We start from the raw sequence: 9,489 nt of genomic DNA on the forward strand, positions 1-9,489 counted from the left end.
ACAATTGGGTTACAAGCCCTATCGGAACGCTAGCAAAGAAAAAAGCAAGATTAGAACAGGAAAAACGGTTAGGTGGTTATCATGGAAAATTCACTCAGAAAACTTTCACAGAACAGCTTGCAGAAGCCTTCAACGAACTCAGAGATCATCTCTCATCTGGAGAAGATTATGGAAATGATCAGTCCGGGGTATCCATTGACGCTGAAGGCTGGGAATACATTGACGAAACAGGAGGAAGCGCAAACCTTAGATGCTTGCAATCGTCTACAAGCGTTGCTCTCTGTGAAAGCTTCAGTTAAACAAATTGAACAAGCTTCTTTCCTACTCTCAAGCATGAGAGTCCCTGCGAATACAGACGCTAAAGCCGTCGTTTTATCCTATGGCATGATGCTGGACCGCATTTCGTCATATGCTCTGAAAAAGGGCGTTGAAGATATCGTAACTGGTCAAGCAATTGGGATATCAAAAACATTTATGCCAACTTGTGGAGAGCTTTTAACTTATTGCTAGGCACTAGAAAATACCTTTTTTCAAAAGCCAAAAGTGTACGTAGAGCAATTGAAAACACACGTGAGAAAGCACTCAAAGAAAAAACAGCGAAAGAGCATTTTAGACCACTAACGCTTGTTCACAAGCAAGAGCTTGAAAAGGTTTTAAATGGGATTGGGGGAACAATGAAAAACATTGCAAGTTAGCAAAATAGTGAAAAGTGCTGATCATTTTACGATTAGACATGCATTTAAATCGACAAAAATGTACCGTAAAAAGCGATTTAAAGATTTTACGATGGGGGAAACCATATCCGCAATATAAAACGCTCTGTACGGTCAAATTTTAGGTAAATAGACCAATTGGTAAAATTATGGACTAAAAACATGAAAATATTAAAACACCTGTTCTTAAAAAACCGTCAACAGCCAATGCAAAAAGAGTTTGTTGCAACAGCTGTTGGTTATGTTCCTTGGGGGGATGGAGCAGAGGAGTATTTTTACAACCTCTACGAATATGAAGACGGTACAAGAGAGTGTGAAAAGTTTGATGGCGGACAGTATTATACCACACCAGAAAATGCGGATTTTAGTACCAAAGCGCAGGTGAAAGCATGGGTTTACGGTGGTGCTATTCCGAAAAGCATTCTCAATTACGAACCTCTTATAGATGAGATCAACAGAGAGATCAAAAAATTATCGAAAACCGCAGGAAATAAATATGTTCACAGATAAACAGCTAAGAGCCTTGTTTGGCATTATAACTTTTATATTTTTATGTTTTTTAGGAATTAAAAAAAATCCCTACTTTATTCAAAGTATTTTGACATTCGCATCTGTTTCTTTGGTAATAGTCACAGCGGTTTTTGCAATTTTATGCAATTCTCATATTCCTTTTGAGTTGCAGAACAATCCAAAATACAAACGCGGCAATACAACAGGTTGGAAGACATTAACACGTGATTTACAACAGTATATGCACAGACTTTTAAAGCTAATAAGTTTAGCGCTTGTCGTTTTAATTTTTCCAAATAGTTATAAAGAAACTGTTTCTTTACCTTTCATTTCTAAGTATGTGGAGTACAAGCTTTCTTTTCCATTGGATACCGTACTTTGGTACTCAGATATTGCTCTTTGGTATTCTTTTTTAGTCTGTGTATTTTTCCTTATGTTACGTACACGCAGTTTAATAAATATATCTATTTACACACTACAGTGCTCCGTTAAAAAGCTATAGTAAAATTTCCGATTTTATAAAACTGTTCAGATTACGTTGTCTCTTCTCAACGTTCGATAAAATCAACAAGAGCATAAAAAACTATCGTGGGCTGCTTGATTTTAAAGAACATGACCTCTAGGTGTGAAGAAAGATGGACTAAGTATTTTTAAAGATGCCCTACTTGCTCTAGAGGTGAAATATGTGGGATTGGGCTGTTATGCCGAGCTTGCCACAAATCATGCTTTTGTTGCAATTTAAGCCAGAATTCCGCATCATTTAAACCCGCTTTTTCTAACCGTAAAGCTAAGTTAATACTAATCGCCGCATGGCAGTTTAAGACGCGGGATAAAGTTAAACGTGCAACGCCAAGACGATTTGCAGCTTCTGTTACTGTTAACCCTAATTCATCAAGCAATTCTTCTTTCAAAATGCCGCCAGGGTGTGGAGGATTGTACATCATAATAACACCTCAAAACTCAATGGTAATCTTGATAATCAACCAGTTCAACGTCTGTCCCAATGAAACGAAAGGTAACACGCCAATTTCCATTGACACGCATTGACCAGTAACCTTTTAAATCGCCCGTAAGCGCATGTAGACGATACGATTTAAGAGTAACTTGTTCAGGCGCGGATATTGTATCTAAAATTACTAAAATGTTTGCTAATTTTTTAGCATGCGCGGGTTGTATGCCTTTGCAGACTCCTCTTTCAAAGAATAATTTCAACCCTTTATGCTTAAAACTAACGATTGCCATATATACCCTCTTGATACTTGATACTATACACCATGCATTTATGTCAATTGATTATTTATCAAAGAGCATATTAAACATAATTTTATATGTTAATAATTAATAATATATCATTGAAATAATTGAAAAAATAATAAAATTACGCTAAGATTTTTTACATATTTAAATACAAATTTAAGGTAAGAAAAAACATGCTAAACAAAGTGACATTAATCGGACGCCTTGGTGCTAATCCCGAAAGCAAAACAATGAATTCTGGAGCAGAAATAGTCAATTTTAGTATAGCGACTTCTGAGAGCTATACAGATAAAAAAACCAATCAAAAAGTAGAGAAAACAGAATGGCATTCAGTTGTGATTTTTAATCCACATTTAGCAAAAATTGCACTTCAGTATCTAAACAAAGGTTCAAAAGTTTACGTAGAAGGAAAATTACAAACGCGCAAATGGCAAAATAAAAATGGGCATGACCGTTACACAACAGAGATTGTTTTACCACAATTCAAAGGCGAGTTGTATTTGCTTGATGCGAAGAAAGAGCAATCAGCATCCCCTACCCCTTCACCCATTACTTCTCAAAATTATGCTATCGCTTCAGGTGCTCAAGATTATAGAACAGCTCTTAACAATAGCGTCCCATTCTGATTGAAAAAATATGGCTAAAAGAAAAAAACATGCAAAACGTGGTCGTCCTCGAATTAAAGGATGTATCAGAGAACCAAATGGTCGTATCTCACGGACAAAAATGCCTCATGATCCCATTGATAAGTTGGCAATAGAAATACGGGCCAAACGTTTTGGCTTGACCATAGAAGAAGCAAAAAATCCGCTTTCTGCTACTTATATCGGACGGCTTTATCTGCAAGGTGTGATTAATCAAGATCAGTATGATGCTGCACAAAAATATCTTGAAGTGAGAAATGATTATCTCTGTGCAAAAACATTGCCTAGTGCAATTTATGATAAAATGCCCTCATCTTCTAATGAAGAAGCTAGAAAAAAATGGGTTGAATTTGCAACAAAACAATTTTTGAATATGCAAGAGGTAATAAAAGAAACACAACACCTTTACAGACAGCATAATTTTTATGCTGCGCTACAGTATCTTGTTAGTGAAGATCAAGAATTACCGTACCTTGTACCTTCATTGCGAATAGTCCTTAACGCTCTCCAGAAACATTTTAACCAAAAAAATAAATGCTAAATGTTTTACTAGTATATTTATAAAAGCATCAGAAGCTCTTGAAATAGCTTTTAAAATGTTATATTTTTATATAATATTTTAGAGAGGTTGTTTTTATGCATACAACGAAATTACGTAAAGTTGGAGGGTCAGTGATGCTTTCTATACCACCTTCACTGCTTGATGTCCTTCATCTTACTGAAAATGCGCAAGTTGGTTTGACTATTGATAATGGACAATTAGTTGTGAAACCACAAACATTTCCTAATTATACTCTTGATGAATTGTTAGCCCAATGTAATCCGTCAGATGATTTTGTAGATGAGGATATAGAATGGTTTGATGCTAAACCTGTTGGTAAAGAGCTGTTGTGATGAAGCGAGGCGAAATTTGGCTAGTATCTCTTGATCCATCTTCGGGTTATGAACAAAAAGGAACGCGTCCTGTATTAATTGTATCACCGGAAGCGTTTAATCGTGTAACGAAAACACCTATTGTCTTGCCTATTACAAGCGGAGGAAATTTTGCTAGAACAGCAGGCTTTGCTGTCTCATTAATGGGAGTGGGATTACATACAACGGGCATAATACGTTGTGACCAACCACGTGCTCTTGATATTGGAGTGCGTCAGGGAAAGAAAATGGAAGCAGTTCCCCCCATGATTATGAACGAAGTCCTTGCTAAGCTAGCAACATTTCTTACGTAGTTGGTTCAAATCTTTATCTCGTGCCGTAAAACATCGTTCTTTGAAACGAGGCAAAAAGCCAAGTAAAAGATTCATTTAAATGGGATTATTATTGCATCTCTTGTTTATCTGAATACTAAGTCTAGATTTTTAGAAACAAAAAATGTACAAAATATAGATTTTTTCTCTTGACAATGTGTAAAAATTTTTATTTAATGGCTGTGCTGTCTCTAGGTGTGTTGTGTCTAAAATTCAAAAATATCTCCTAAAGTTTGGTAAAATCTTAAGCTTTCAAAAAGGATTAAGTTGCTGTTTTTATTGTTAAAACAGACTAATCTATTTTGCACATATCAAAAGCCATTCAGTAACCAATGATGTCATTAATTCATTGCCTCAAAAGGAGCGAAGATGAAAGCAATCATCACCAAGCCAATGTGTGTTGTTGGCGATAATAAAAGCACTGTTCGTTTTGAAACTTCAACTCCCAATAATCCATTTGTGGAGATTTCTAATCAAGTCTACGCACGTCTCAAGCGTGCAAATGCTGCTAAACCTTTTGTTGATGTTAAAACAAAGATAAAGCCTGACAAGGGAGTTGAACAAATTAAGCAGATAGAACAAGAAGCCGTACAAACATCAACTGAATCAGCAGCTGAGGAAATTCCACTCGAACAACCCAAAACACCTAAAGCTTCCAAGCCATCAACACCTACCCCCAAAAAGGCTTAGAAGTTGAAGTTAATCATCCACCAAAAATGGTATCTTCAACAGGCAAAAGATACCTTCACAAGCCTTCAAGCCCCTCGCCTTAATTGGGCTCTGCGTAATGCTCTAAACACTACAGCAAAACAAGTTGAACGCTTCACTGAAAAGCAAGTTGCAGACATCTCATCAGCCCAAATAAAGCGTATAAGAAGAGGTGTTTATATTAAAGAAAAGGCGACAGCAAGGTTTCTTGAGACAGATATCATTGGTTTTGGAACACCAATACTTCTTAAATTTTTTAAAGTAAACGAAACAAAACGCGGCGTAACTTACACACTGTTTGGAAAGAAAGAAATCTTACCCCATGGTTTTATCAAGGGAGGCAGTTTTCCAAAGCGTGTTGAATTAAAAAAGCTGAATGGTAATGTATTTCAAAGAGCGGATGGAGATCAATTCCCCATTGCAAAACAAGAAGGACCTTCAATTGCTAAAGTGATGTCCAAGCCAGAGATTGCAAGTGCTATTGCACAATATGCCAATGAAAGATTAACCAAAAACATACAGAGACAACTTTCTCGTCAAGAATACGCTGCTAATAAGAAAGGCTAGATCATGTTCTCAAGCTTTATCTATATATTCCATATCCTTATGAGTTTAGGCATTACATATTCTTATTGCAATTTTAAAAACAGATTATCACTTATGCTTTGTTTTTTTCATAAAAAAATCAATAAAATCAATTCAAAAGGTACTTCCCAGCGGGTTGGCTTCGTTGCGGGGCAGGCGAGCGCGAACTATCGCTAGCGACAGAATTTTCAAATTGACTGTACATTGTACACTTAACTCATTGATAAATAATGATTTCAGTGTGTGTACTGTACAGTACGCGATTATTTTTAGATAAAAATTATTTTTATTCTTGACATTGTTGCGTTTATATATATTTTCGAATCAGGTGCCTGAAAACACCTTAAAACATCTAGCGGATTGATTGCCGAAATAATCGATCTTCTGTGCATTGCAAAGGCTTTGACTCATTATATGCGACAAGTGTATAATGACCTCATCGGGTGTAGTTACGCTATACAATACCCTTATGGGGAAAGCGTAACGACGGACTAGATGCCGTGTTTTCAGCACCCGATACCTTTTAAAGGTATCAATGAAAACCTCTAACATCTAGGAGTTCATAATGAACACTCTTATAAAAATTACAGAAAGTGTTGCTAATAGTGCTACCACTCAGACTATGTCGAGTCGTGAAATTGCGGGGGTATGTAGTAAGAAGCATAAAAATGTTATGCGAGACATTAAACAAATATTTAGCGAGCTCAAATTTGAACCGGCTAAGTTTTTAAGCAGTTATATTGATGAACAAGGAAAAACACGCCCTTGTTATAATTTACCCAAACGTGAATGTTTAATTCTTGTTTCTGGTTACAGCACTGCTTTACGAGCCAAAATCATTGACCGCTGGCAAGAATTAGAAAAACAGGTAGCCACACCACAAGTTGACTACTCTAAACCGGAGGCATTACTTGGTGTTTTGAATCACTTACAAAGTCAAATAGAGCAGAAAGATCATGTTATTGCAGAATTAGCACCAAAAGCAGAAGCGCTTGAAGGCTTAAAGCGTTCTGAGGGGGCTATGTGTGGCATCTTATTGTTTTTTATTCACGAGTAGTTGTTCAAGGAGCTTTTTGAGATCTTCTGAATTCATTGCCAGTAGGTGATTTAATGTAACGGTAGTGCGGACAGAATCTTCTAAACGAGCAAGAATTTCACCCGTAAGGCTACGATGATTTGCCTCAGCAAGCTCTTCCAATTGATTTTTCAGTTCAATTGGAATGAGAAATTTAAATTGCACACGATCTTTTTTTGTCATGCACCTAAAATATACCTAAAATACACTTGACACAAGGTACCTTTATGGTACTAAATATGTGCATATGGAGGTAAAATGAAAACGATCCAATATAAAATAAATATGCCACATACATTAAAGGAGTGGTTGTTTAATCGGGCGACTGAGAATGATCGCTCTCTTTCATCTGAAATAATTAACATTCTCAAAAAAGAAAAAGCGCTAGAGCATAAGTCCGCAAAAACTCTCTCTAACGCTTTACATCTAACTAACCTGAAAGAGGTCAATTACAATGAATAATAGCACATACTTACCTATCAATAAAGACAAATTAATCAAATTACGAGAAGTCGAAAACGAGCCTCGTGTTCGCGATGTGGATTTAGCAGAAAAATTAGGGTTTGTTCGTACACGTGACGTTAGAAAATTAATTACAAGAAATATGCAAGAAATAGAACGGTTTGGGAGGTGCGCCACTGTGGCGCACGTAATAAAGGGCAATAACGTAACAGAATATTGGCTTAACGAAGAGCAGGCGTTATTGATTGCGACATTATCGAATACAGAAAAATCTTCTCAAGTCCGTTATATGCTTATTAAATTATTTGTTGCATGGCGTAGGGGCGAGATAAAGCAATCCTATGTTCAATCGATTGACTACTCCAGTCCAGCAGTAATGCTTGGTGTCTTAACGCATTTAAAAGATGAAAACGAGCGGAAAGACAATATCATTGCTAAATTAGCTCCAAAAGCAGAGGCTTTGGAAGGTTTAAAACGCTCTGATGGTTTATTCGGTCTTATTGAAGCAGCAAAGATGTTGGAAGTACGACCAAAGGATTTAACTGATTACTTACGTAAACATGATTGGGTGTATCGGCGTGCTCCAGGGGCGCCACTGTTACCTTATCAGGACAAGATCAAGAAAGGATTTATGGATTGTCCTGCTATTACCATTCAAAGACCTGATGGTACAGAAAAAGTGCTCCCTTCAACAAAAATTACATCCAGAGGATTGGCATGTTTGAGAGAACAAATCCATGGAGGTGTACAATGAACACCAGTGTCGACTTCTTATGCGATTTGTGGATAGCGTTGTTTCAATTTTCTAATAATGAAAATATTAACGACAAAGAATGTACTGCTTTGGTTGACATCATGAGTCTGGTAGAAAAGGTTTTGATTTTAAAACTTCAAGATGAAGTACCAAATATACTTAAAATCTTGACAGTTCTAACAGATTTTGGAGATTCAGAACTACCGCATAGCATGGATTCTTTGTTGCGAGCCTATGTTCCTACTTTAGAGAACCCGATTGCAAAAGTAGCTTAGACCTACAACATAATTTTATCTCCTCGTCTTTTAGGCGGGAAGGTGGTTAAGAAGGCAATAAAATTAAGATGCACTATACCAAGTTGATCGTCCACCACCATGACGTATCAAAAGACCTTTTTCAACTAATGATGTAAAAGTTACTTTAAGTGTATTAGGGCTTGCACCAACCTCACGCACCATATCGCGGGTTGTAACACGTCCGTGATTACGCACATAATCAAGAATATTAAGAGCCAATTCAGATAAGGAAAAAAGAGCATTTTTTTCACTCTCTATTTTTATTTCTAATTGGCGTTTTTGTTTTTGTAGAGCACGTAAAAAAAAGAGTATCCAAGGCTCCCAATTGGGTGTTTTAGTATAAATTGTTTTTTGAGTTTGATTTAAAGCTAAGTAATAGCTTTCTTTATTATTCTCAATAATGCTTTCAAGTGATGAATATGGTACATAAACATAACCTTTTTGTAACAAAAGAAGGGTGGTTAAGATACGGCTTAAACGTCCATTTCCATCTTGAAAAGGATGAATAGCTAAAAATGTTACATTAAAAATACCAATCGTAAGTAAAGGATGAAGATCCTTTAATTCATTGGTTTTATTGAACCAAGTAATAAGCTCTTGCATTCGGTATGGTGTATCAAATAGTGTAGCTGTTTCAAAAACAATGCCAACCATTTTCCCTTGAGAATTAAATGCTGCTACATCATTGCGTAAAGTCTTATATTCACCTCGATGTCGTTGATCTTTCTCACTATTACACAAAAGATCACGATGAAGTTGTTTAATATGATTTTCAGTAATAGAAATATCACTCCAAGATTGAAAAATTGTTTCCATAACCTTGGCATAACCGATAACTTCTTGTTCATCACGACTCTTGAAACGTTTAATTTCTAAGTTTACCAAAAGCTGTTCGATTTCGCGGTCTGTTAACTTACTCCCTTCAATGCGTGTAGAAGATCCAATACTTTCAACAGTAGCAATATGGCGAAGGGCGTTCAATCGCTCAGGTGCAAGAGTACCAAGAGCGCGCCATGCCCCTTTGAACTCATCAATCTCAGTAATGAGAGCCAACAATTCTTGTGTAATTTGGAGTGTATCTGTTTTCATACCGGAATATATACCCGATTATACCCGATTGTCAATCATTCGTAACACCGTAAACTCTTACTTCTTATGGCAGAGAAGAAGGCAAGGAGCAACTATGAATAAGAAGAATCGTAAGGGTCTATCGGTTCGTGCGTTTGCGAAGAAGATGGGTG

General features: G+C 36.5%; 16 protein-coding genes and 2 pseudogenes. 14 read left to right on the top strand and 4 right to left on the bottom strand.

What is annotated here, in order from left to right; genetic code table 11:
- From ACFINL_RS08845 to ACFINL_RS08860, 4 genes and pseudogenes are all read left to right on the top strand, one after another.
- A pseudogene (locus ACFINL_RS08845) lies at window positions 1-299 on the top strand (hypothetical protein); the annotation flags it as partial.
- Window positions 283-510 carry a hypothetical protein gene (locus ACFINL_RS08850; RefSeq protein ID WP_375651417.1) on the top strand — a complete coding sequence of 76 codons (228 nt, stop codon included), beginning with the start codon at window positions 283-285 and terminating at the stop codon, window positions 508-510. The pseudogene ACFINL_RS08845 and the gene ACFINL_RS08850, both read left to right, overlap by 17 nt.
- Before the next feature lie 365 nt (window positions 511-875).
- The gene (locus ACFINL_RS08855; RefSeq protein WP_375612041.1) at window positions 876-1,223 is read left to right on the top strand and encodes a hypothetical protein; all 348 of its coding nucleotides are present in this window, start codon (window positions 876-878) and stop codon (window positions 1,221-1,223) included.
- The gene (locus ACFINL_RS08860) at window positions 1,210-1,725 is read left to right on the top strand and encodes a hypothetical protein (RefSeq protein ID WP_375631609.1); all 516 of its coding nucleotides are present in this window, start codon (window positions 1,210-1,212) and stop codon (window positions 1,723-1,725) included. Before ACFINL_RS08855 ends, ACFINL_RS08860 begins: the two co-directional genes overlap by 14 nt.
- 148 nt (window positions 1,726-1,873) lie before the next feature.
- On the opposite strand, the gene ACFINL_RS08865 is transcribed toward ACFINL_RS08860, so the two are convergent.
- Complete coding sequence (locus ACFINL_RS08865) at window positions 1,874-2,167, bottom strand: HigA family addiction module antitoxin (RefSeq protein WP_004856691.1); 294 nt, start codon at window positions 2,165-2,167, stop codon at window positions 1,874-1,876.
- Between the two features lie 16 nt (window positions 2,168-2,183).
- Complete coding sequence (locus ACFINL_RS08870) at window positions 2,184-2,465, bottom strand: type II toxin-antitoxin system RelE/ParE family toxin (protein WP_252619286.1); 282 nt, start codon at window positions 2,463-2,465, stop codon at window positions 2,184-2,186.
- Between the two features lie 188 nt (window positions 2,466-2,653).
- On the opposite strand from ACFINL_RS08870, the gene ssb reads away from it, so the two are divergent.
- From ssb to ACFINL_RS08905, 7 genes and pseudogenes are all read left to right on the top strand, one after another.
- Window positions 2,654-3,106 (top strand): single-stranded DNA-binding protein, encoded by a 453-nt coding sequence (gene ssb, locus ACFINL_RS08875; RefSeq protein ID WP_375612040.1) that lies wholly within the window; start codon window positions 2,654-2,656, stop codon window positions 3,104-3,106.
- Window positions 3,107-3,116: 10 nt separating this feature from the next.
- Entirely contained in the window at window positions 3,117-3,665 is a 549-nt protein-coding gene (locus ACFINL_RS08880) for a hypothetical protein (protein ID WP_375651418.1), read from the top strand.
- A 95-nt stretch (window positions 3,666-3,760) separates the two neighbouring features.
- On the top strand, window positions 3,761-4,018 hold the full coding sequence (locus ACFINL_RS08885) for an AbrB/MazE/SpoVT family DNA-binding domain-containing protein (RefSeq protein ID WP_375612038.1): 258 nt from the start codon (window positions 3,761-3,763) through the stop codon (window positions 4,016-4,018).
- Window positions 4,018-4,350 carry a type II toxin-antitoxin system PemK/MazF family toxin gene (locus tag ACFINL_RS08890; RefSeq protein WP_375612037.1) on the top strand — a complete coding sequence of 111 codons (333 nt, stop codon included), beginning with the start codon at window positions 4,018-4,020 and terminating at the stop codon, window positions 4,348-4,350. The genes ACFINL_RS08885 and ACFINL_RS08890 overlap by 1 nt, the downstream gene beginning before the upstream one ends.
- Window positions 4,351-4,737: 387 nt before the next feature.
- Window positions 4,738-5,058: a hypothetical protein gene (locus ACFINL_RS08895; protein WP_375612036.1), complete on the top strand. Its 321-nt coding sequence runs from the start codon at window positions 4,738-4,740 to the stop codon at window positions 5,056-5,058.
- A gap of 3 nt (window positions 5,059-5,061) precedes the next feature.
- Window positions 5,062-5,643 carry a hypothetical protein gene (locus tag ACFINL_RS08900; protein WP_375651419.1) on the top strand — a complete coding sequence of 194 codons (582 nt, stop codon included), beginning with the start codon at window positions 5,062-5,064 and terminating at the stop codon, window positions 5,641-5,643.
- A gap of 583 nt (window positions 5,644-6,226) precedes the next feature.
- Window positions 6,227-6,679: pseudogene (locus tag ACFINL_RS08905) on the top strand (Rha family transcriptional regulator); the annotation flags it as partial.
- A gap of 15 nt (window positions 6,680-6,694) precedes the next feature.
- Here ACFINL_RS08905 and ACFINL_RS08910 read toward each other — a convergent pair.
- Window positions 6,695-6,919, bottom strand: a complete 225-nt coding sequence (locus ACFINL_RS08910) for an Arc family DNA-binding protein (protein ID WP_375612370.1) — start codon at window positions 6,917-6,919, stop codon at window positions 6,695-6,697.
- A gap of 75 nt (window positions 6,920-6,994) precedes the next feature.
- Between ACFINL_RS08910 and ACFINL_RS08915 the strand changes: the two genes are divergently transcribed.
- The 3 genes from ACFINL_RS08915 to ACFINL_RS08925 are packed head-to-tail and all read left to right on the top strand — an operon-like array spanning window position 6,995 to window position 8,227.
- Complete coding sequence (locus ACFINL_RS08915; protein WP_004859798.1) at window positions 6,995-7,198, top strand: Arc family DNA-binding protein; 204 nt, start codon at window positions 6,995-6,997, stop codon at window positions 7,196-7,198.
- Window positions 7,191-7,952: a phage antirepressor KilAC domain-containing protein gene (locus tag ACFINL_RS08920; RefSeq protein ID WP_375651420.1), complete on the top strand. Its 762-nt coding sequence runs from the start codon at window positions 7,191-7,193 to the stop codon at window positions 7,950-7,952. The genes ACFINL_RS08915 and ACFINL_RS08920 overlap by 8 nt, the downstream gene beginning before the upstream one ends.
- The gene (locus ACFINL_RS08925) at window positions 7,949-8,227 is read left to right on the top strand and encodes a hypothetical protein (RefSeq protein WP_375612368.1); all 279 of its coding nucleotides are present in this window, start codon (window positions 7,949-7,951) and stop codon (window positions 8,225-8,227) included. Before ACFINL_RS08920 ends, ACFINL_RS08925 begins: the two co-directional genes overlap by 4 nt.
- Window positions 8,228-8,290: 63 nt before the next feature.
- Here ACFINL_RS08925 and ACFINL_RS08930 read toward each other — a convergent pair whose 3' ends face one another.
- A complete protein-coding gene (locus tag ACFINL_RS08930) occupies window positions 8,291-9,337 on the bottom strand; it encodes a Fic family protein (RefSeq protein WP_375651421.1) in 1,047 nt (348 codons plus the stop codon).
- Window positions 9,338-9,489 lie beyond the last annotated feature (152 nt).

This window comes from Bartonella sp. AA78NXGY (assembly GCF_042197005.1).
GTDB lineage: Bacteria > Pseudomonadota > Alphaproteobacteria > Rhizobiales > Rhizobiaceae > Bartonella.